Source organism: Arenimonas daejeonensis (genome assembly GCF_007993735.1).
In the GTDB taxonomy this organism is placed as follows: Bacteria; Pseudomonadota; Gammaproteobacteria; order Xanthomonadales; family Xanthomonadaceae; genus Arenimonas; species Arenimonas daejeonensis.
On record NZ_CP042453.1, the window covers coordinates 2309792 to 2330012 of the forward strand.

A 20221-nucleotide genomic window follows, 5' to 3' on the forward strand; every position below is an offset into this window, starting at 1 on the left:
GGGTCCGGGGGCATTGTCCACAGATCGCGGGCCAGGCCCAAATCCAGCCACCAGACCCTAGAGCACCGAGCCCTGGCGCACGCCGTGGTCGGTGCGGCGGTCGTAGGCCTGGTCGCGCTGCCGGTAGCGCACTTCGGCCTTGAAACGCTCACGCTGGGCCGCGCGGTGCAGGGCCAGGCAGTCCTGCCCCGGCTCAGCAAGCTCCAGCAGTCGGCGGTGCAGGCCGTGGGCCGCCCATAGCGCGTTGTCGCGATGTCCTTCCTCGTGCCGCGTCAGGGCTTCAAGCATGGTGTCCCAACGTTTTCCAAGACCCACCGGGCGTCGCCCTTCCGGCCGCCAGCGTGGCAGGTGGATGGTCACCTCCAGTGTCAGCTCCACGGCGCGGAGCTGGCAGCCAGCCGGTAGCGGCAGTAGTTCGTAGCGCACTTCCAGGCGTTGCGTGGTGCGGCCGACGGGTTCGGCACCGGTGCCCATTTCACGCCGTCGCTCCTCAAGCTGCGTGCGGAGCGCATAAAGGGTGCGCGCATCGAGGTCGTAGTACTTGCGGTGCTCGATGTATACGAAACCGGGCAGCCCCTGCTCAACGGACTCCGTGGCCGGCGGCACCGCGGGCAGCAACGCCAGCACCAGCATCCATGACTGCATCCCGCCCGCTCCCTGCGCCTTCGCGACCCCGAGCTTGCCGGCCCGGCAACGCATGCACAACCCCTGGCCCCTCACGCCGGGCTTGTTAGACTCGGGCCGTCCACGCTCATCCATGCAGGCATGCAGAAGTTTCGGCCGGTCCTTGTGTTGCTGGTGGTGCTGGTACTGGCCTGGTCCTGGCTGGGCGGCGTGCCTGCGCCGGAATCCGCACCCGCACAAGATGCTGGCGTGGTGTCGCAGGCGCCGGCACCGCGATCCGCATTGCCGGATTTCCTGCCGCCGGAAGCCAGTGACACGCTGGTGCTGATCGCACGCGGCGGTCCGTTCCCGCATCGCCAGGACGGCAGCGTGTTCCAGAACCGCGAGCGCCGGCTGCCGCAACGCGCGCGCGGCCATTACCGCGAATACACCGTGCGCACGCCCGGCCTGGGCCATCGCGGCCCGCGCCGCATCGTCACCGGCGGCGATCCGCCGGCCGAATACTGGTACACCGACGACCATTACCAGAGCTTCCGGCGCTTCGAGGTGCCCCGATGAACGCGCGGCCGCTGCAGGCGCTGCTGGTGGAAGCCGACCAGGCCGGCACCTTCTATCTCACCGCGTCCGACCTGGACGGGCTGCGCGCCGCCGCCGGCGACCTGGGCTTCCGCTGCGTGGACATCGACCTGGCCGGCTGCGCGGACAAAGCCGGCCTGATGCGGCACTTCGCTGACGCCTTCGCCTTCCCGCCTTACTTCGGCCACAACTGGGACGCGCTGGCCGACTGTCTGGTCGACCTGGACTGGATGCCCGCCGAAGGTTACGTGCTGACGCTGCAGAACCTGCAGGACCTGCGCGACGCGGATCCCGCGGATTACACGACGCTGGTTTCAGTGCTGGAAGGCGCCTGCGAGGACTGGCGCGAACACGGCCGGCCGTTCTGGGCCTTCCTGGCCCTGCCCGACGACCAGTTCGACGCATTGCAGAGCTGAGACTTCATTCGCCCAGGAGAAGGAAGGGCAACAGCGTCACCGCCAGCACCAGCAGGATGCCCAGGACCGCGGCCAGGGCTTGCAGCGGGTTGTCGCGCAGTTGGCTCCAGGTGCCGGGCAACCGGCCTTCGCGACGAGCGGTTTCGCGTTCCACATGCACGCGCTGCAGCCGGGTCTGCTGGTACTCGTGCAGCCGCATGCGCGCGCGCTCTTCCTGTTCGCTGTGCACCAGCCAGATGCCGCCCGCGGAAATCCCGAACGGACCGGGCTGGGTTTCGTAATACTCGATGCCCTGGGCCTCGAGCAGCGCGCGGACCTCGTCCGCTTCGTCCTCGGGCACGTGGCGCAGGTTCAGCAGCAGGATGGCCATGGCCGGATCATAGCCCGGCGCGCCCGCCGCCCAGGCCATAATCCGGCGCGATGACGCCCGTTCGCACGATCACCCTCACCATCTTCGCCATGCTGGCCTTCGCCGGCAATTCGCTGCTGTGCCGGCTGGCGCTGGACCGCAGCGCGACCGACCCGGCCAGCTTCACGGCGGTGCGGCTGGCGGCAGGCGCGGTGGTGCTCTGGGTCCTGGTGCGTGCACAGGTCGGCCACCGCAAACCCACCGGCGACTGGACCTCAGCGTTCGCCCTGTTCGTCTACGCCTCGGCCTTTTCCTGGGCCTATATCGGCCTGAGCGCCGGCACGGGCGCCCTGCTGCTGTTTGGATCGGTGCAGGCGACGATGCTGCTGGCAGGGCTGTGGGCCGGCGCGCGCTGGTCTCCCCTGCAGGCGTTTGGCCTCACGCTCGCCCTGGCGGGACTGGTCGGCCTGTTGTTGCCCGGCCTGACGGCTCCGCCGCCACTGCCGGCGGCCCTGATGCTGGCCGCCGGCATCGCCTGGGGCGTGTACAGCCTGCGTGGACGGGGCGCCGGTGACGCCACGGCGGCGACCGCGGGCAACTTCATTCGCGCCGTGCCGCTGGGCCTGCTGGCCTGCCTGCCCGCCCTGCCCTGGCTGGCCGTGGACACGTTGGGACTGGCCTGCGCACTGGTGTCGGGCGCACTGACCTCGGGCCTGGGTTACGCCGTCTGGTACACCGCCCTGCGCGGGCTGTCGCCGCAGGCCGCGGGCAGTTGCCAGCTGAGCGTGCCGGTGATCACCGCGATCGCTGGAGTGCTGTTGCTGGGCGAAACCATCGACCTGCGGTTGGCGCTGGGTTCGGCGGCGGTGCTCGCCGGCATCGCACTCACCCTGCCCTGGCGTGCGCGGCGCATCGCTGCGTGAGTGGGCTCAGGCGTTGCGCAGTGCGACACCCAGGTCGGGCTGGTCGATGAAGAATGCTTCGACGCCCAAGGCCAGCAGCCGGCGCCCGTAGGCTTCGCCGCCAAGTTCCGCGCGCAGCGTGTACGGATGCAGCGCCAGACCTGCGGCACGCGCCTGCACGAACAGTGGCGACGCCGGACCGTCCGGCCCCTCGGGCAACAGCAATTCGAAGGACGGACCCAGCACCGCCGCGTATTCCCGACGCATCCAGGCCAGGGCGGGTGGTTGAAGCAGGTGTGCGTAGCGCGTGTGTTCACCCAACCCGTCTTCCAGGACTTCCGCGAGTCCGCCGTAGATGGCCGCCAGGTCGTGGCCCTGTGCCAGATGCCAGGCCAGGTCGCGTGGACGGCCACGGCGCGGGGAAGCGATCAACTGCACCAGCGGAAAATCGAGGCCTGCTGCCGGCAGGATCCGTTGCTTGAGGTCGAGCAGGCTTTCGATTTCGAAGGACTGCAGGAACACCCGGTCGCGGTCGGTGAATCCGGCCGCCTGCAGCTCCGCCACCACACGTGTGGCCATCGACAGCGCGATCGCACGACCGTCCTGGTGTTTCCCTTCGTGCGCGAAAAAGGTCGGCAACTTGGTTTCCGGGTAAACCCCACGCGCCGTTCCGTCCGTTGCAGCAGGTCGAGGATCTCGGCAAAAGTCGGTATTTCGTAGCGGCCGTCGTGTGCGGCGCTGTCGGGCCGCAATGCCGGAATGCGTTCGCGCGCGCGCAGCGTCTTGATCTCGTCCAGCGTGAAGTCCTCGCTGTACCAGCCATGGCGTTCGACGCCGTCCACCACCTTCACGCAGCGGCGGTCGGCGAACACCGGACGGTCGGCCACGTCGGTGCTGTCGGACAGTTCGTTTTCGTGCCGGGCGATCAGCACGCCGTCGCGGGTCGGCACCAGGTCGGGTTCGATGAAGTCGGCGCCCTGGTCGATCGCCAGTGCATACGCCTCCAGCGTGTGCTCGGGCCGGTAGCCGCAGGCTCCGCGGTGGGCGATGACCCGGGTCTTCATCCCGGCGCGCGCCGCTGCAGCAGGTCCCAGCGGTTGCCGTACAGGTCTTCGAACACCGCCACGCTGCCGTAGGCCTCGTGCCGCGGCGATTCCAGGAAGCGCACGCCGGCCGCCAGCATGCGGGCGTGGTCGGCGGCGAAATCGTCGGTGTGCAGGAACAGCCAGACTCGGCCGCCACCCTGCCCGCCCACCAGGGCGCGCTGCCTGTCGTCCGCGGCCCGTGCCAGCAGCAGGCAGGTTCCGGACGCGCCGGGCGGGGCCACCCGCACCCAGCGCTTGTCGGGACCGAGCGGCGTGTCCTCGAGCAGTTCGAATCCGAGCACGCCCACGTACCAGGCGATCGCCTCGTCGTAGTCGCGCACCAGCAGGGACAAGGCGCCTAGGGTCTGGGTCATGCCGGCATTGTGGACTGACTGCGCCCGTGGCAATACCGCCGCCGGCGCGTCATGATCGCCCCGGACCCGGCCATCGAAACCGGGCCGCCACCGATGAGGAGCACCCCATGGCCAAGGGCCTGAACCAGAAAAAGACGGAAAAGAAGAAGCCGGAAAAGTCGCTGAAGGAAAAGCGCGAAGCCAAGCAGCAGAAAAAGGCCTCGAAAGGCTGATCCCCAGCGCCACGCGTCCTGCGCCGGCATGACCCGGCGCAGGCGCCTACAATGGCGCATGTCCGAAAACTCCCCACCCACTCCCGAACCGGTCCGCCTGGCCAGGCGCGTGATCGAGATCGCCGGCTGCTCGCGCAGCGAGGCCGAACACTATGTGCAGGGCGGCTGGGTGCGCGTGGACGGGGTCGTGGTCGAAGCCCCGCAGCACATGGTCAGCACCGAGCGGGTCGAACTGGACCCAGACGCGAAACTCACCGCGCCCGAACCGGCGACGATCCTGCTGAACCTGCCCGCCGGCGCGAACGCCGCCGACCTGCTCCGCCCCGAATTCCGCTGGCCCGAGGATCCCTCCGGCTGGCGCCTGCTAAAACGCCACTTCCCGCGCCTGGTCGAAGCCCTGCCGATGGAAGCCGGCGCCACCGGCCTGGCCGTCTTCAGCCAGGACGGCCGTGTGCTGCGCCGGCTGCAGGAAGAATCCCAGCGCATCGAACAGGAACTGGTGGTGGACGTCGAAGGCGAACTGGCGCCCTACGGCTGGAACCGCCTCAGCGGCGGCACCACCTTCCAGGGCTGGCCGGTGCCGGCGTTCAAGGTGAGCTGGCAGAGCGAGCAGCGCCTGCGTTTTGCGATCAAGGCCGTGCGCCCGGGCCTGGTCGCCCACCTGTGCGAACAGGTCGGGCTGCGCGCCACCTCGATCCGGCGCCTGCGCCTGGGCCGCGTCGGCCTGGCCAAGATGCCGGCGGGCAACTGGCGCTACCTGCCGGTCAACGACCGCTTCTGACTCAGGCTTCTTCCTCGGGCGGCGTCGCCGGCGCCTTTCCACGCAGGTAGTCCGCCAGTCCTCCCAACTGCAGGCCCTGCACCTGGTCCACCACCGGAGCGAATTTCGAGAGGTCGTCCGGCGTGTAGCCACCGGCCCGGTACCACAGGGTGATGCGCGTGCCGCCCTCGACCGGCGCCAGGCGGAATTCCAGCGCGCCGTGCAGGCCCATGCCCTGCAGCGGGCCCAGGCCGCCGGTCAGGCGCAGGGTCTTGCCCGGGTCCACGAAACTCACGGCCATGTGCCAGGCCTGCTGGTCGCCGTTGAGTTCGCAGAAGCAGCCGCCGACGCGCGGCACGATCGACAGCTTCGAGGCGTCGCCCCACCAGGTGTGGTCGGCCGGCCACCAGCGGTCCACGTCGTTCACCAGCGCATCCCAGGCGGTGTCGGCGTCCACCGGCACCACTTCGCTGTTTTCCAGGGTGAAGCCCGAGGGGCTGCTGTCCTTGACCTCGGCCAGCGCGGGGCAGGCGAACAGCAGGACCAGCACTGCAGACAGAAAGATGCGCATCACGGTGTCTCCCCGGGAACCCGGCCTCGATTTAGCCGCTTCCGCGCCACCGCTGGCAAGGCCCGCATATGCCGCCAGGACATCGGGTCATTCCCGCGCCGGGCTTGATCTTGCCGGCCGCATCGGGTGTCGTGGCGGTCCACCCTCCACCATTCCGCCATGTCCCGCCTGCTGGTCTTCCAACACGTCGCCGCCGAACCGCTGGGCACGCTGGATCCCTTGATCCGGCGCCGTGGCCACCGCATCCGTTTCGTCAATTTCGACCGCGACCCCGAGGCCCAGCCCACCATTGACCGCTACCGCGGCCTGGTGGTGCTGGGCGGGCCGATGAATGTCGAGGACCAGCATGAGCGCGCGCACCTGCGTACCGAACTGCGGGTGATCGAACAGGCCCTGCGCCAGGGCAAGCCGGTGCTGGGCATCTGCCTGGGCGCGCAGCTGCTGGCGCATGTGCTGGGCGCGCCGGTGCGCCGGCATGACCGGCCCGAGATCGGCTGGTACGACCTGCAGCTGACGCCCGCCGGCCGCGACGACCCGATGCTGGGCAAGCTCGGCGCCGCCACGCCGGTGTTCCAGTGGCACGGCTACACCTTCGACCTGCCCGACGGCGCGGTGCAGCTGGCGCGAACCGACAGCTGCGAACAGCAGGCCTTCCGCTGGGGCGACAACGCCTATGGCCTGCAGTTCCACCCGGAAGTGGACGCGCCGCTGATCGAACGCTGGCTGGCCAAACCCGACCACGCCGACGAACTCTGCCACCCGGCCCTGCCGCATGGGGTGGACACGATCCGCGAACACACGCGTGACCGCGCGGCGCCATTGCAGCGCCTTGCCGAACCCGCCTTCGAGGCCTTCCTGGACCTGGTCGGCCGGCCGGCACGCCGGGTGGTGCTGCCTTCGCGCGAGTGGGCCTGACGGTCCTGGCCGGCCCCCGGAAGGCTGTCCGTTCAAGCGGAGAGTCCCGACGGAAGCTGGAAGATGACCCGATGCCGCACCACGTCATTTCGCGCGGCGCTGTTCGTCGCCGTATCGGTACTGACCGGCTGCGGCCAGCCGCCGACGCCTCCCGCGACGGCATCTGCCCCCGCCGTTCCCCAGGTCGACGTGCCGCCCGGCACCTCGCTGCGGCCACTCACCGACCGCGTGTTCGAAGCCACCGCCGCGCGCCGTGATCGCGGCCGCTATCTCGGCGAAGGGCTGCTGCAGTGCCTGGTGTGCCATTCCGAACGCGACTGGGAACAGCCCGGCGCGCCGCCCAAGTTGGGCCGCGAAGGCGCCGGGCTGGTCTGGCGCGACGACGGCAAGGGCCGCCGCCTGGTCGCACCGAACATCACGCCCGATGCCGAAACCGGTACCGGCCGCTGGACCGACGACATGCTGGCCCGCGCCATCCGCGAGGGCATCGGTCACGACGGCCGCGTGCTGCACCCGGCGATGTGGTACCGGAGCTTCTCCAACCTCAGCGACGAGGACCTGGCCTCGGTGGTGGTATGGCTGCGCACACTGACGCCGGTGCGCAATCCGTTGCCGCGAACGCAGATGAGCGAAGAAGAGCTGAAGCGCGCCGCCACGGCGCCACGCGCCATCCTTGAACCGGTGCACGCACCGGATGTCTCCATGCCCGTGCAACGCGGCCGCTACCTCGCCAGCCTGGCCGACTGCAGTGGCTGCCATACCGGCTGGGAGGCACCACGTCTGGCGGGCCTGTACGCCGGCGGCAACCTGATCGAACGGGGCGAACACCACGCCCACAGCACCAACCTCAATCCGCATGCTTCCGGCGTGGACTACGACGCCGAGGCCTTCATCCGGATCATCCGCACCGGCAAGGGCGGCACCACGCACCCGATGATGCCGTGGGTCGCCTTCCGCAACCTGGACGACACCGACCTGCACGCGCTGCATGCCTGGCTGGCCAGCCGGCCGCCGATCGCGCACTGGATCAGCAACCAGGCGCCACCGACCCTGTGTACCGTCTGCGGCCAGGAACACGGCCTGGGCGAACGTAACCGGATCGAGCTCCCGGAAGCGGTGGCCGTGGACCCGGCACGTTTCGACGGCCTGGTTGGCCACTATCGCAACGAACGTTACGACTGGTCGCTCGAGATCCGTCGCGACGGAGACAACCTGCTGGCCGTGGACCCCGACGGCCCGTCGCTGCGACTGATCCCACTGTCCGAAACCCGTTACTGGCCCGACGGCGGGCTGGCGCCGCTGCGCTTCGAGCTGGACGACACCGGCAGGGCGTTGCGGGTGATCTCGGAAGAAGAAGCGGACCTCGTGCTGGAACGCCTGCCCGAGGCCTGACGGCAACCAGGCCGGCCTCGTGGCCTGCCCGCACACGTCGGCCAGAATCGTCCGCCGGGCGCCCCGGCCTTGTCCCAGGCCGGGTCAGGGGTCAGGCTCGTGGCCGGACCTGATGGAGCCCGCCATGACTTCCCCGACCTCTCAACGCTGCCTGCTTGCCTTGTTGCTGCCGATCGCCGCCCTGGCGGCCTGGATCGCCCCGCCGCGGCGCAGGTATCGGCTCGCGAGCAGTTCGAGCAGGACATGCAGGGCCGCGGCGAGGACAGCACCCGCTGGTCCCAGTGGCAGTACCGCACCGCACCGCTGAACCAGGCGGCGCAGCTGGATTTCAACATGGCCTGGGGTTACGTGGACGCGTTGTCCGCGAAGGAAGGCGATGTCTTCGTCGTGGTCGTCAGGAATCATTCGGACCAGCCCTACTGCCTGCGCCCGAAGCTCGACTTCACGGGCAAAGTGTTCCAGGAAGAGAAGATCACCGGCAGCGTGCTGCTGCCAGCGAACAGTTCGCTGCGCATCGCCGCGATGCGGGCCGAACGCCGCACCGAGATCGTGCACGACATCAACGCGGCGTTCTGGCCGGCCCCCAAGGGCACCGGGCCGGACCTGTGCGAGCTGGACGAACCCGCCGGCCTGTCGGATTGGCTGCAGCAGCCCGGCGAACACGCCTTCCCGGGCAACCGCGTCGCGTCGCCCGCCGCCGGGGGCTGACACCCGCAGGGTAGGCGCCGCCGCATGGCGGTGAGAGAATCGCGCCCTCTTTCCCAAGTGGTCGCATCCATGGCCTCCAGCCTGCTCGCCCTGCTCGACGACATCGCCACGATCATGGACGACGTCTCGGTGATGACCAAGGTCGCCACCAAGAAAACCGCCGGCGTGCTGGGCGACGACCTGGCGCTGAACGCGCAGCAGGTGTCCGGCGTGAAGCCGGAGCGCGAACTGCCGGTGGTCTGGGCAGTGGCCAAGGGCTCTGCGGTCAACAAGATGATCCTGGTGCCGGCGGCGCTGGCGATCGTCGCGCTGGAATCCTGGCTCGGGTCGCGCGGCTGGAACGTGCCCCCTGGTGCTGCCCCTGATGATGATCGGCGGTGCGTTCCTTTGTTACGAAGGCGTGGAGAAACTGGCGCACAAGTTCCTGCACAGCAAGGCCGAAGACCGGCAGCATCACGTCGAACTGGTCGAGGCCGTAGCCGACGAGTCGGTGGACCTGGTGGCGTTCGAAAAGAACAAGATCAAGGGCGCCATCCGCACCGACTTCATCCTTTCCGCCGAGATCATCGTCATCAGCCTGGGATCGGTGGCGGGCAAGGGCTTCACGACCCAGCTCGGCGTGCTGATCGCGATCTCGGTCATCATGACCGTCGGCGTGTATGGCCTGGTCGCGGGCATCGTCAAGCTCGACGATGGCGGCCTGTACCTGAGCCGTTTGCCCCGTGATAGCGCCTTCCGCCGCTTCAAACGCGCCTGCGGCCGCGGCATCCTGCGGGCTGCCCCCTGGCTGATGAAACTGCTGTCCTTCGCCGGCACCGCAGCCATGTTCCTGGTCGGCGGCGGCATCCTCACGCATGCCATCGCGCCGGTGCACCACCTGATCCAGGACCTTTCGCCGGCCGGCGGGATGGGCACCGTGGTGTCGCTGCTGGGCGACGCCCTCTTCGGCATCCTGGCCGGCATCGTGGTGGTGCTGGCGGTCACGGCGTGGCAGAAGCTGCGCGGCCCGGGCAAGCCCCAACCCGCGTGAACGCAGGCCCGCCCGGGCCTGAACCGCTGCAGACAGAACGCGCCACCCGGCCACCGAGGGCGTAAGATGGCGACGCGCCATCGTCCTTCGAGCGCGTCACGCCCGGGCCACCGCCCCTCCGTTTCGCTCCCTTACCGCGTTCACGTCCCGCCTGGGACGACGCCCCCACGGGAGTGCCCATGCCGGGCTACACCACACGCCTGCTCACCCTGCGTTTCGGCGGCCAGGACTACCGCATCCGCGCCTTGAGCGACCTGCAGCAGTTCGCCGATCCGCACGGCCTGGCCGAACGCGCCGGCATCTCGTCGGCGCAATGGAGCCTGTTCGGCCAGGTCTGGCCCTCGGGGCGCGTACTGGCGCAGGCCATGAGCGGCTTCGACGTCGCCGGCAAGCGCATCCTGGAGCTCGGCTGCGGCCTCGGCCTGTCCAGCCTGGTGCTGCAGCGGCGCCAGGCCGACATCACCGCCAGCGACCACCATCCGCTGGCGGAAGAATTCCTGACCTACAACGCCGCGCTGAACGGCCTGCCGATGCCGCATTACCTGGACCTGGCCTGGACGCTGCCGCAACCGGCGCTGGGCCACTTCGACCTGATCATCGGCAGCGACGTACTGTACGAACGTGGCCACGCCGCGCAGTTGGCGTCCCTGCTGGCCCACCACGCCAGCCCGCAGGCCGAGGTGCTGATCACCGACCCGGGGCGCGGCAACAGCGGCGCCTTTACCACGGCGATGCACGAACAGGGTTACGTCGTGGACGAGGTGCGCAGCGCCTTCGATGACGGCGACATCGCGCCCTACCGCGGTCGCCTGCTGAGCTACCGGCGATGAGACCGCTGCCGGGCGCCACCCTGCACTTGCTCGACACCCGGCAACCACCGGAGTCACCGGTGCATTGCGACAACTGCAGTGCGCTGTGCTGCCGGCTGACTGTGGTGTTGATGCCGGAAGACCATGCCGTACCCGCTGAATTCGTGGCGGTGGATCCTGCCGGCCTGCGGGTGATGGCACGCGGCGAAAACGGTTACTGCATGGCGCTCAAGGGCAACATGTGCGGCATCTACGAACAGCGCCCGCAGGCCTGCCGGCGATTCCTGATGGCCGGGCCGTATTGCCGGGCCATCCGCGAGGACAGCGCCCGCGGCGGCTAGCTTCCGGTGGCCGCCGGCGGACGCTCATCCAGGTGTTGGCGCAGGAATCCGGCGATGCCTTCCCAGGCGGTCTCGATGTTGTCCAGGTCGTCCAGGCCATGACCCTCGTCCTCGAAGCGCAGCACCACCGGCGGGTGGCCCGCCATGCCCAGCATGCGCACCAGGCGCCGGGTGTGTTCGTAGTCCACGCGCATGTCCTCGGCGCCGTGCACCAGCATCACCGGTGTGGTCAGCTTCTCCACCTGGAACAGCGGCGAAGTGGCGATCATGCGTTCGCCTTCCGTGCGCGGATCGCCGATCACACGTTCCAGCTCGCGCCGGCCCTGTTCGGACCGCCCGGCGTCGCTGGAGGTGAAGAACAGCGTGCGGTCGCTGACGCCGGCGATCGAGACCACGCAGCGGAACCTGTCCGGCGAACGCACTGCCGACACCAGCGACGAATACCCGCCGTAACTGCTGCCGAGCATGCACATGCGCCCGGGATCGAGCGGAAAACGCTTCAGCGCCTCGGCCAGCGCCGCTTCGACGTCGTCCTCGATCACGGTGCCGTGGCCGCCGTGGCCGGCCTCCCGGAAGGCCTTGCCATAACCCGCGGAGCCGCGGAAGTTGATCTGCAGCACGGCATAGCCGAGCGACGCCAGGAACTGCACCTCGGGGTTGAAATGCGGCCGGTCGGCGACGCCGATCGGGCCGCCGTGCGGCATCACCACCAGCGGACGCGGCCTGTCGCCGGCCGGCAGGGTCAGGAAGGCCTCGATCTCCAGTCCGTCCTTGGCGCGCACGCGCATGATGTGGCCCGGCGCCAGCGTCCTGTCGGCCAGCCAGGGTGCCGACTCGTCCAGCAGACTGGCGCGACCCGCGTCGGCATTCACATGGTAGATCTGCGGTGGCTGGTCGATGCCGTCCACCCACAGCAGCAGGTTGCGGCCGGACCGGTCGCGATCAATCACCGCGATCGTGCGTCCGGGGAACGCACGCTGCAGCGCGTCCACCTGGCTCTGCCGCGTCTTGTCGAAATATTCGCTCACCAGTCGGCCACCTTCGTAGTAGGTCGCGCCGATGGGCTGGTGTTTGTCATCGAACAGCGGCCTGACCACGTCCACACCGGGTTTGGAAAACAGGGTGCGGGTGATCTTCCGGGTCGCCGGATCGAACTCGACCAGTTCGCGCTGGTCCCGCTCCGACTCGCTCAGGCCATAGACCAGGCGGCCATCGGCCGAGACCGCCAGGGGCGTGAAAAACCCGGGCTCGTCGAGTTCGAGCACGGTCTGGAACTTGCGGTCACCCCCGTGCACCAGCACATCGGCACCCTCGTCGCGCTCGACCAGCGCGGCGCGGATATTGCCGGCGCCGTCGGTGAACCAGCTGTAGTCGCCCTCCAGGCCGATGTTCAGCCGTTCCCGGAGGTTGTACTTGAACTTGCCCAGCGCCGCCTGACTGCGGATGTCGATCCGGTGCACCGCCGTGCGGCCGTCGCTGGCGATGGTGGCGAACAGGATGTGGCCCGGATCACCGGGCAGCGTATCGACGACCACGCCGGGGCGGCCGGCGGTAAGCATGGTCTGGCTGCCGTCCTCGTCAAAACGGTACAGGGTCACCACCGGCAGGCCATTGAAGGTCGCCAGGGTGGCCATCAGCACGTCATCCTTGATCCAGCGCACGCCTTCGATCTCGATCTCGCCGGTCGCCAGGGTGCGCACCGACTCGTTCTCCAGGTCGTACAGCTCGATGCCCCAGTGTTTTACGCCCTCGCTCACCGACGCCGCGGCATACCTTCCGCCGGGACTCAGGGACACGGAACGCACGCGCGACTCCTTCCACAGCTCGCGCACCGGCAGCGGCAGCTTGCCGGGTTTCGGCGCGGCGCGACTTTCGTCCCGCACCGGCTTCGTGGCCTGCGCCAGCCGCCCGCGGTAATAGTCGGGGAACGGGTCCGGGTAATAGCCGACGTATTCGAAGTCGTGCTTGCGCAGCAGGGCAGGATGTTTTTCCTCGAGCCAGTCGAGCACGCGAAGTCCACGATTGGCGATGCGGATGCGGCCGAAATCGCGGTAGATCAGGTCACCGGCATAGGTGATGCGGCCGGGCTTGACCTCGAACCGTGCCTCCGTATTCTCGCGCATGCTCCAGTACAGCCAGCCCAGGCTCAGGCGGTCCCAGCGGTACTCCCCGCAGGCAGCACATACAGGGCCACGGTATAGCCGACGCCGATGTCGGGAAGTTTTCCGCCCGTGAAAATGCTGGCCTGGCTCTTGACGCTGAGCCACTTCACCTCGGTATCCGAGTCCACGGCCACCACCAGCAGGCCCTCGCCCGGCCGCAGCTCGGGCAGTTCGCCCGGATCGACCCTGAAATCGCGGGCACCGGCGAGGCCCGCGGCCAGGATCAGCACGATGGCGGACAGGCGCCGGATTCCGGCACCGCGGCGTGGCGACAAGGGCATGGATGCTTTCCCTGGAACGTGCCTCGATCTTCCGGCAGATCAATGGCCTTGCCAAGGCTTCGACGGTGCGATGCCGCCATGACCGCGTCGGCTTGAGCCGATTCGTGACCCTGTTCGCGAATATGCGCCACACCGTTTCGCAGGCAAGGGCTGTACCGGCCGCGCTCTGCCCCCAAGATGGGCACAGACCGAATCACCGGACCCGACCATGAGCCTTCGCCGCATCGCCGCGTTTTCCGATGGCCGCACCGGCGGTAATCCCGCCGGCGTGCATATCTCCGCCGAACTGCCCGACGTCCCGGCGATGCAGCGCATCGCCGCCGAAGTCGGGTTCTCCGAAACCGCGTTCGCGGCGCCGGTTGCCGATGGCTGGCGCGTGCGTTACTTCTCGCCCGCCTCGGAAGTGCCCTTCTGCGGCCACGCCACCATCGCGCTGGGCGCGGCACTGGCGCTGGACCACGGCGACGGCGTGTTCGCGCTGACGCTCAACCAGGCCCGCATCACCGTCGAAGGCCGGCGCGATGGCGCACAGCTCAGCGCCGCACTGCAGTCGCCGCCGACCCGCAGCGAAGCCGTCCCGCCCGGGCTCCTGGCCCCCGCGCTGGCGCTGTTCGGCCTGGCCACCGGCGACCTCGACCCACGCCTGCCGCCGGCGCGCATCCACGGCGGCGCCGACCACCTGCTGCTGGCGCTGCGCGACCGCGAAACGCTGCGGGCGATGCGTTACGACCTGGCGGCCGGCCGCGCGCTGATGCAGGACCACGGTCTGGTCACCATCGCCCTCGCCTTCGCCGAGAACGAGCGGCATTTCCACACCCGCAACGCGTTCGCGTCGGGCGGGGTTTACGAAGATCCGGCCACCGGTGCGTCGACCGCCGCGCTGGCCGGTTACCTTCGCGACCTGGGTTGGCCACACGGTGGCGCGATCACCCTGGTGCAGGGTGAGGACATGGGCCAGCGTTCGCGGCTGCGCGCCGAGATCGGCCTGGAACGCGGCGCTTCCATCCGCGTCTCGGGCCTGGCGCGGGTGATGGACTAACCCAGGCGCTGCAGGAACTGGACCAGCTGGGCACGCTGGTTCGGACTCAGCAGCCGGAACAGCGGCAGCAGCCGGTTGATCACGCCAGGCAGGTTCTGCCGCAGCGGCAGGCTGTCGCCGCTTGCCAGCTGGTCGAACAAGGGGTCGAGGCGCAGCGCTTCGGCCGGGGCCGGGGACGTGTCGTGCGTCTTTTGCGGTGGTGGCGCGGGCGCGACCGATGCGGGCGCTGACACCTGGGTAAGCACCGGCGCTGCAGTCGCTGGTGCGGCGGGTGCGGCGGGTGCGGCCGGTGCAGCGGGAGCCGCCGGAACTGCAGGCGCGGGCGCCGATGCCGGCGTTTCGCGCGGCGGGGGTTCGGCGACAGGTGTCTGATCCAGCAAGGCCTGGCACTCATCGAACACCGTCGTGGCGTTCGGTCCGGCCGTCAGGTCCGGCGCCAGCACGACGGCACGCAACGCCACTTCGATCACCTTGCCGTCTTCGTCGTGCGGCGCCTGGGCGCTGATCTCGGCGCGCAGCCGCTCGATCATGCCGGCGATGCCCTCGGCCTGGCCGCCCGGCAGCGACAGCGCAAAACCACCCAGGCCGATGCGCGCGGCGGTGTCTTCCTTGCGGATGCGGGCGCGCACCAGGCGCGCCACCTGCAGCACCAGCGCTTCGGCCACGTTGCGGCCGTAATAGAGGAAGAAGCGCCGGAAGTCCTCGATCTCGATCCGCACCAGGCTCAGCGGCTGCTGGTGCCGGCGCGCGTAGGCGATGTCCTGCTGCAGCCGGTCCAACAGGCCGCTCTTGTTGGCCAGGCCGGTCAGGCTGTCGAGCATGGCCTGCGCCTGCAGCTCGCGGGTGACGCGCTGGTGCGTGGCATGGGCGCGGGCGCGTGCCACCAGGTCGGTGGTGGTGAAGGGCTTGGTGATGAAGTCGGTGGCGCCCAGGTCCAGCGCCTGCATGCGCGCCGCCTCGTCGTTCTCGGCGCCAGTGACGACGATCACGGGCAGGCCCTGCACGCCGGGATCTTCCGCGGTGCGGACCCGGCGCAGCAGCTCGTAGCCGTCGCAGCGCGGCATGTTGAGGTCGGTGAAGACGACCTGGATGCTGGCATCGCCCTCGAGCACGCCCCAGGCGTCCACGCCGTCATCGGCCGTGACCACGTCGAACTCGTCGCCCAGCATCTTCAGCGCCGCCTTGCGCATCAGCTTGAGTCGTCCACGACCAGGATGCGCGCCTTCGCGCCGGTCTCGCCGCCCATCGGGCCCCCTCTGCGGGCTCAGTGACCCGGCCAATCTAGCCCAAGCGACCGCGGGAGCCCACCAAGGCGGTCACAGAATCCGGCGCCCGCCCCGCAATTCCGCTGTCCCGGTCAGCGCTCGTGGCCAAAACAACGGCCATGTCTTGCCCTGGCGGACAGCCGGCTCCCCAGGATCGGGCCTCCTGACCGGAGAACCCGACCATGGCAACCGCCTTCCAGAAACGGCTCGCCAGCCTGGCCAAGGACCAGTACCGGCGCTACCGGCTGGTGCGGGAGAACCAGGCGCCGCTGGCGGCCCAGATCGAAACCTACTGGACCGACCTGGGCCTGGCCTTCAGCGGGTGCAGACGGCGTGGTCGGCGGTGTTCGTCAGCTGGTGCGTGCACCAGGCCGGGGCCACGGCCGACCAGTTCGTGTTCTCGATGCGCCACGGCGACTTCGTGCACGCCGCCATCGCCAACACCGCCCGCGGCCAGGGCGTGTTCCGCGGCCACCCGGTGGAAACGCACGCACCGAAAGTGGGCGACCTGCTGCAGAACAACCGCGCCGGCCACCGCTACGACTTCGACTACGCCGCCAGCCACCGCCGCTACGAGTCGCACAGCGCCATCGTGGTCGAAGTCGGTGCCGATCCGCGCGGCGGTTACCTGCGCACCATCGGCGGCAACGAAGGCGACAGCATCGGCCTGAAGGAAGTCCGGCTGGACCCGGATGGCCGTGTGCGCAACCCCGACGGGCTGCACATCTGCGTCATCCAGACCCTGCTCTAGCCGGTGAACTGCTCGATCGTCTGCCGCTGCCAGGCCAGGAAGGCCAGCCAGGCCAGGATGATCGCCGCCACCAGCACCAGTCGCTTCTTCATCGCCATCCCCGGATCAGTCCTGCTGTTCCGCCGCCTCGCGCCCCTGCTGGCGGATGACCGCCTCCTGGCGCGCGTCCTCGATCGAGTACAGCACCGCGTCCACGTCGGCTTCGCGCTCGTCGAACACGAAGTGCCCGGTCAGGACGCTGTCCGGACGCAGGTCGCCCTTTTCGTAGAGCGCCCACATTTCTTCGCCGTAGTGGCTTGCGCTCAACTCGGGCGCGAACCGGGCCAGGCTGTCGCGGACGTTGTGCACGTCGCGCAGCAGCAGCGCGCGTGCGGCGTTGTTGCCGGCGGCGCTGAGCACCTGCGGGAAGTCGATCAGAACCGGGCCGTCGGGCGCCACCAGCACGTTGTATTCGGACAGGTCGCCGTGCACCAGGCCCAGGCACAGCATGCGCACCACGTCGCGCACCAGGCGGGCGTGGTAGTCGCGCGCCTGGTCCGGCTCGAGTTCGACTTCGCCCAGCCGGGGCGCACTGTGACCATCAGCGTCGGTGACCAGGTCCATCAGCAGCACGCCGTGGAAGTGGCCATGCGGCCGCGGTACGGTCACCCCGGCCTCGGCCAGGCGGTAGAGCGCGTCCACTTCGGTGTTCTTCCAGGCGGTCTCGGCCTCGCGCTTGCCGAACTTGGTGGCCTTGCCCATCGCCCGCTGCTGGCGGCTGCCGCGCACCTTGCGGCCTTCCTGGTAGACCACGCGGGCCTGGAAACTGCGCTGGGCCATGTCCTTGTAGACCTTGGCGCACAGCACCTCGCTGCCGCAGCGCACGACATAGACCGAGGCTTCCTTGCCGCTCTTGAGCGGGCGCAGCACCTCGTCGACGATGCCGTCGTCGATCAGCGGCTGCAGGCCCTTGGGGGTTTTCATCCGCCTGCTCAGACCTTCTTCAGGAACGCGGACTTGAGCATCATCGGGCTGCCGTCCACGCGGCCCTCGACGTCATGGTCGCCACCGACCACGCGGATGTTGCGGACCTTGGTGCCCATCTTCAGGACCAGGGACGACCCCTTCACCTTCAGGTCCTTCACCAGCACGACATCGTCACCGTCCTGCAGCAGGTTGCCGTTGGCATCGCGCACCGCCACCACGTCCTCGTCGGCCTCGACCTCGGCGGTCGGCGACCATTCGTGGCCGCAGTCGGCGCAGACCAGGTTCGTACCGTCAGGATAGGTGTTGCCCATGCCGCAAACGGGGCAATCGGGAAGTGCGGACATGGAAACCCTGGGGCGATGGACGGGGCGGGATTATAGCGCCCGCACACCCTGGCCCGTGCGGCACGCCCCTTCAGCGCGGGGCGACATAGCCGCCCGGGATGCCCTGCGGCGACAGCACCAGCTGCCAGAGTTGGGCCCGCCGGCTGCGGAACAGCGCCATCGCGCTGCACAGGTAGAAGCGCCACATGCGCCGGAACCGCCGGTCGTAGGCGGGCAGCGACGGCCAGGCGGCTTCGATGTTGTCGCGCCAGGCCTGCAGCGTCCGGTCGTAGTCGGCGCCGAAGTTGTGCCAGTCCTCGATCACGAACCGGCCTTCGACCGCGGCGCTGACCTGCGCCGCCGAGGGGCATCGAGTTCGGGAAGATGTAGCGTGCGATCCAGGGATCGGTATGGCGGACCGAGCGTTCACCCCCGATCGTGTGCAGCAGGCACCAGCCCCCGGCGGACAGGCAGCGCCGCACGACGTCGAAGAACACGCCGTAGTTGCGCACGCCGACATGTTCGAACATGCCCAGCGACAGCACCCGGTCGAAGCGTTCGTCCACCTCGCGGTAGTCGCACAGGCGGATATCCACCGGGAGGCCGGCGCACAGCTGCCGCGCGAATTCCGCCTGCTGCGTCGACACCGTCACCCCCACGCCCGACACGCCGTAACGTTCGACCGCGTATTTCAGCGTTTCGCCCCAGCCGCAGCCGATGTCCAGCACGCGCATGCCCGGCGCCAGGCCCAGCTTGCGGCAGACCAGGTCGAGCTTGGCCTCCTGCGCAGCGTCCAGGTGTCGGCGGTGCGCCAGTAGCCGCAGCTGTAGACCAGGCGCCGACCCAGCATCGCCTGGTAGAGATCGTTGCCAAGGTCGTAATGGCGGCGGCCGACCTCGAAACTGCGGCGCCGCGACTGCAGGTTGACCAGCCGCGCCTTCAGCGCGGTCCAGGCCGTGGCGATGTCAACCGGGTGCCGGTCCACGCGTGCACGCATCAGGCGGAACAGCAGGCCGTCCAGATCGTCGGCATCCCACCCCTCGTCCATGTAGGACTCACCGAACCCCAGTGAACCGGTTGCCAGGACCTGCGCCGCGAACCGCGGATCGTGCACGCGGATGTCCCAGGGGCGGCCGCCGTCGAGCCGGACGTCCGCGGGCTGCAGCCGCTGCGCGACCCGGCGGGTGAACACATCGCCCGCGACCGGAATACCGCCGTTCATGGAACGGCCTCCTCCTGCTGGAAAAACCAGGCGTTTTCAGGATACGCCGCGGCCCGCGGTCAGCCAATCCGTGGTGTCAGGCTGACGCGGCGTCCATCGCGAGCTCGAACGAACGCACACGCGCGGCATGGTCGAAAATGTTCGCCGTAAGCAGCAGTTCGTCCGGCTGGTGCCTGGCTATGAAATCCTGCAGCCCGGCCCGCACGGTCGCGCCACTGCCGACCACGGCGCAGGCGAGCGCGGCATCGATGCCCTGCTTCTCGTGCGGCGTGCAGTAGGCGTGGATGGCTTCGGCGCTTTCCAGCGGCGGCGGCACCAGGCCGGGACGGCCACGGCGCAGGTTGACGAAGGCCTGCTGCTGGGTGGTGAACAGGCGTCCGGCCTCGGCATCGGTTTCGGCCGCCACGACGTTCAGCGCCAACATCACGTGCGGTGACGCCAGCCGCGCCGACGGGCGGAACTCGCGGCGGTAGGTCGCCACCGCGGTGTCCAGCGCATCGGGCGCGAAATGCGAGGCGAACGCATAGGGCAACCCCAGCACCGCTGCCAGCCGTGCGCCGAACAGGCTAGACCCCAACACCCAGACCTCCAGCGGCACGCTCTCGCCGGGCACGGCGCGCACCGCCTGCCCTGCCCGCGCGGGCTCGAAATAACCGAGCAGTTCGGCCACGTCGGCCGGGAATTCCTCGGCGTTTTCGTAATAGCGGCGCAGGGCCCTGGCCGCGGCCTGGTCGGTACCCGGCGCACGTCCCAGCCCCAGGTCGATGCGGCCGGGGAACAGCGTGCCCAGCGTGCCGAACTGTTCGGCCACCTGCAGCGGCGCGTGGTTGGGCAGCATCACGCCGCCGGCGCCAACGCGGATCGTGTCCGTGCCGGCCGCAACATGGCCGATCAGCACCGCGGTCGCCGCGCTGGCGATGCCGGGCATGTTGTGGTGTTCGGCCAGCCAGTAGCGCCGGTAGCCGAGGCGTTCGGCGTGGCGGGCCAGGTCGAGCGTGTTGGCGAAGGTCGCCGCCGGCGTGCTGCCTTCGGTGACGGGGGCCAGGTCGAGGATCGAGAGCGGGATCATGGGGAGTCCAGGAAGACCAGACTCCCGATGTGGGGGCGAAGCCCGCGAACTCCATGGCATCAACGGCATGAATCTTGCT

24 protein-coding genes and 2 pseudogenes are annotated in these 20221 nt (G+C 69.3%); 13 read left to right on the forward strand and 13 right to left on the reverse strand.

The features are described from left to right. Positions 1-57 precede the first annotated feature (57 nt). Complete coding sequence (locus FRZ33_RS11235) at positions 58-645, reverse strand: DUF922 domain-containing protein (protein ID WP_158637203.1); 588 nt, start codon at positions 643-645, stop codon at positions 58-60. A 120-nt stretch (positions 646-765) separates the two neighbouring features. On the opposite strand from FRZ33_RS11235, the gene FRZ33_RS11240 reads away from it, so the two are divergent. Continuing rightward, positions 766-1182 (forward strand): guanyl-specific ribonuclease, encoded by a 417-nt coding sequence (locus tag FRZ33_RS11240; protein ID WP_146909703.1) that lies wholly within the window; start codon positions 766-768, stop codon positions 1180-1182. Beyond that, positions 1179-1616: a barstar family protein gene (locus FRZ33_RS11245; RefSeq protein ID WP_146909705.1), complete on the forward strand. Its 438-nt coding sequence runs from the start codon at positions 1179-1181 to the stop codon at positions 1614-1616. The genes FRZ33_RS11240 and FRZ33_RS11245 overlap by 4 nt, the downstream gene beginning before the upstream one ends. A 4-nt stretch (positions 1617-1620) precedes the next feature. Here FRZ33_RS11245 and FRZ33_RS11250 read toward each other — a convergent pair whose 3' ends face one another. After that, the gene (locus FRZ33_RS11250) at positions 1621-1986 is read right to left on the reverse strand and encodes a DUF6164 family protein (RefSeq protein WP_146909707.1); all 366 of its coding nucleotides are present in this window, start codon (positions 1984-1986) and stop codon (positions 1621-1623) included. A 50-nt stretch (positions 1987-2036) separates the two neighbouring features. Between FRZ33_RS11250 and FRZ33_RS11255 the strand changes: the two genes are divergently transcribed. Then, positions 2037-2888, forward strand: a complete 852-nt coding sequence (locus FRZ33_RS11255) for a DMT family transporter (RefSeq protein ID WP_146909709.1) — start codon at positions 2037-2039, stop codon at positions 2886-2888. A 6-nt stretch (positions 2889-2894) separates the two neighbouring features. Here the strand turns inward: FRZ33_RS11255 and FRZ33_RS17010 are convergent, their stop codons facing one another. The 3 genes from FRZ33_RS17010 to FRZ33_RS11265 are packed head-to-tail and all read right to left on the reverse strand — an operon-like array spanning position 2895 to position 4326. Beyond that, on the reverse strand, positions 2895-3389 hold the full coding sequence (locus tag FRZ33_RS17010; protein ID WP_174754959.1) for a glycerophosphodiester phosphodiesterase family protein: 495 nt from the start codon (positions 3387-3389) through the stop codon (positions 2895-2897). After that, positions 3296-3931 carry a glycerophosphodiester phosphodiesterase family protein gene (locus FRZ33_RS17460; RefSeq protein WP_174754961.1) on the reverse strand — a complete coding sequence of 212 codons (636 nt, stop codon included), beginning with the start codon at positions 3929-3931 and terminating at the stop codon, positions 3296-3298. Before FRZ33_RS17460 ends, FRZ33_RS17010 begins: the two co-directional genes overlap by 94 nt. After that, positions 3928-4326 (reverse strand): VOC family protein, encoded by a 399-nt coding sequence (locus tag FRZ33_RS11265; RefSeq protein ID WP_146909711.1) that lies wholly within the window; start codon positions 4324-4326, stop codon positions 3928-3930. The genes FRZ33_RS17460 and FRZ33_RS11265 overlap by 4 nt, the downstream gene beginning before the upstream one ends. 26 nt (positions 4327-4352) lie before the next feature. Here FRZ33_RS11265 and FRZ33_RS17770 point away from each other — a divergent pair, with 26 nt between their 5' ends. Both FRZ33_RS17770 and FRZ33_RS11270 read left to right on the forward strand, forming a co-directional pair. Next, complete coding sequence (locus FRZ33_RS17770) at positions 4353-4538, forward strand: hypothetical protein (protein ID WP_425480588.1); 186 nt, start codon at positions 4353-4355, stop codon at positions 4536-4538. Positions 4539-4596: 58 nt separating this feature from the next. Next, positions 4597-5319, forward strand: a complete 723-nt coding sequence (locus tag FRZ33_RS11270; protein ID WP_146909712.1) for an RNA pseudouridine synthase — start codon at positions 4597-4599, stop codon at positions 5317-5319. Position 5320: 1 nt separating this feature from the next. Here the strand turns inward: FRZ33_RS11270 and FRZ33_RS11275 are convergent, their stop codons facing one another. Next, positions 5321-5869 carry an SRPBCC family protein gene (locus tag FRZ33_RS11275; RefSeq protein ID WP_174754963.1) on the reverse strand — a complete coding sequence of 183 codons (549 nt, stop codon included), beginning with the start codon at positions 5867-5869 and terminating at the stop codon, positions 5321-5323. A 159-nt stretch (positions 5870-6028) separates the two neighbouring features. On the opposite strand from FRZ33_RS11275, the gene FRZ33_RS11280 reads away from it, so the two are divergent. The 6 genes and pseudogenes from FRZ33_RS11280 (at position 6029) to FRZ33_RS11305 (ending at position 11064) form a co-directional block, all read left to right on the forward strand. Next, positions 6029-6784: a type 1 glutamine amidotransferase gene (locus FRZ33_RS11280; protein ID WP_146909714.1), complete on the forward strand. Its 756-nt coding sequence runs from the start codon at positions 6029-6031 to the stop codon at positions 6782-6784. 63 nt (positions 6785-6847) lie between these two features. Then, positions 6848-8176 carry a c-type cytochrome gene (locus tag FRZ33_RS11285; RefSeq protein WP_146909716.1) on the forward strand — a complete coding sequence of 443 codons (1329 nt, stop codon included), beginning with the start codon at positions 6848-6850 and terminating at the stop codon, positions 8174-8176. 243 nt (positions 8177-8419) lie between these two features. Further along, positions 8420-8884: a hypothetical protein gene (locus FRZ33_RS11290; RefSeq protein ID WP_158637204.1), complete on the forward strand. Its 465-nt coding sequence runs from the start codon at positions 8420-8422 to the stop codon at positions 8882-8884. A 69-nt stretch (positions 8885-8953) separates the two neighbouring features. Next, positions 8954-9914: pseudogene (locus FRZ33_RS11295) on the forward strand (DUF808 domain-containing protein). Between the two features lie 179 nt (positions 9915-10093). Beyond that, positions 10094-10744 (forward strand): class I SAM-dependent methyltransferase, encoded by a 651-nt coding sequence (locus FRZ33_RS11300; RefSeq protein ID WP_146909720.1) that lies wholly within the window; start codon positions 10094-10096, stop codon positions 10742-10744. Continuing rightward, positions 10741-11064: a YkgJ family cysteine cluster protein gene (locus FRZ33_RS11305; RefSeq protein ID WP_146909722.1), complete on the forward strand. Its 324-nt coding sequence runs from the start codon at positions 10741-10743 to the stop codon at positions 11062-11064. Before FRZ33_RS11300 ends, FRZ33_RS11305 begins: the two co-directional genes overlap by 4 nt. Here FRZ33_RS11305 and FRZ33_RS11310 read toward each other — a convergent pair. Then, entirely contained in the window at positions 11061-13187 is a 2127-nt protein-coding gene (locus FRZ33_RS11310; protein ID WP_146909724.1) for an alpha/beta hydrolase family protein, read from the reverse strand. The genes FRZ33_RS11305 and FRZ33_RS11310 overlap by 4 nt on opposite strands. 23 nt (positions 13188-13210) lie before the next feature. Further along, positions 13211-13507 (reverse strand): hypothetical protein, encoded by a 297-nt coding sequence (locus FRZ33_RS11315; RefSeq protein ID WP_146909726.1) that lies wholly within the window; start codon positions 13505-13507, stop codon positions 13211-13213. Between the two features lie 208 nt (positions 13508-13715). On the opposite strand from FRZ33_RS11315, the gene FRZ33_RS11320 reads away from it, so the two are divergent. Then, the gene (locus FRZ33_RS11320) at positions 13716-14546 is read left to right on the forward strand and encodes a PhzF family phenazine biosynthesis protein (RefSeq protein WP_146909728.1); all 831 of its coding nucleotides are present in this window, start codon (positions 13716-13718) and stop codon (positions 14544-14546) included. On the opposite strand, the gene FRZ33_RS11325 is transcribed toward FRZ33_RS11320, so the two are convergent. Next, a complete protein-coding gene (locus FRZ33_RS11325) occupies positions 14543-15736 on the reverse strand; it encodes a GGDEF domain-containing response regulator (protein WP_146909731.1) in 1194 nt (397 codons plus the stop codon). The genes FRZ33_RS11320 and FRZ33_RS11325 overlap by 4 nt on opposite strands. 397 nt (positions 15737-16133) lie before the next feature. Here FRZ33_RS11325 and FRZ33_RS11330 point away from each other — a divergent pair, with 397 nt between their 5' ends. Then, positions 16134-16562, forward strand: coding sequence for a DUF2272 domain-containing protein (locus tag FRZ33_RS11330; protein WP_227977818.1), 429 nt, complete (start codon positions 16134-16136; stop codon positions 16560-16562). Between the two features lie 105 nt (positions 16563-16667). Here FRZ33_RS11330 and FRZ33_RS11335 read toward each other — a convergent pair whose 3' ends face one another. From FRZ33_RS11335 to FRZ33_RS11350, 4 genes and pseudogenes are all read right to left on the reverse strand, one after another. Then, a complete protein-coding gene (locus tag FRZ33_RS11335) occupies positions 16668-17525 on the reverse strand; it encodes a PA4780 family RIO1-like protein kinase (protein WP_146909732.1) in 858 nt (285 codons plus the stop codon). Between the two features lie 8 nt (positions 17526-17533). After that, complete coding sequence (locus FRZ33_RS11340) at positions 17534-17872, reverse strand: zinc ribbon domain-containing protein YjdM (RefSeq protein ID WP_146909734.1); 339 nt, start codon at positions 17870-17872, stop codon at positions 17534-17536. 70 nt (positions 17873-17942) lie between these two features. Beyond that, positions 17943-19073, reverse strand: a pseudogene (gene cfa, locus FRZ33_RS11345) (cyclopropane fatty acyl phospholipid synthase). Positions 19074-19149: 76 nt separating this feature from the next. Further along, positions 19150-20142 (reverse strand): LLM class flavin-dependent oxidoreductase, encoded by a 993-nt coding sequence (locus tag FRZ33_RS11350; protein ID WP_146909736.1) that lies wholly within the window; start codon positions 20140-20142, stop codon positions 19150-19152. Positions 20143-20221: the final 79 nt, after the last annotated feature.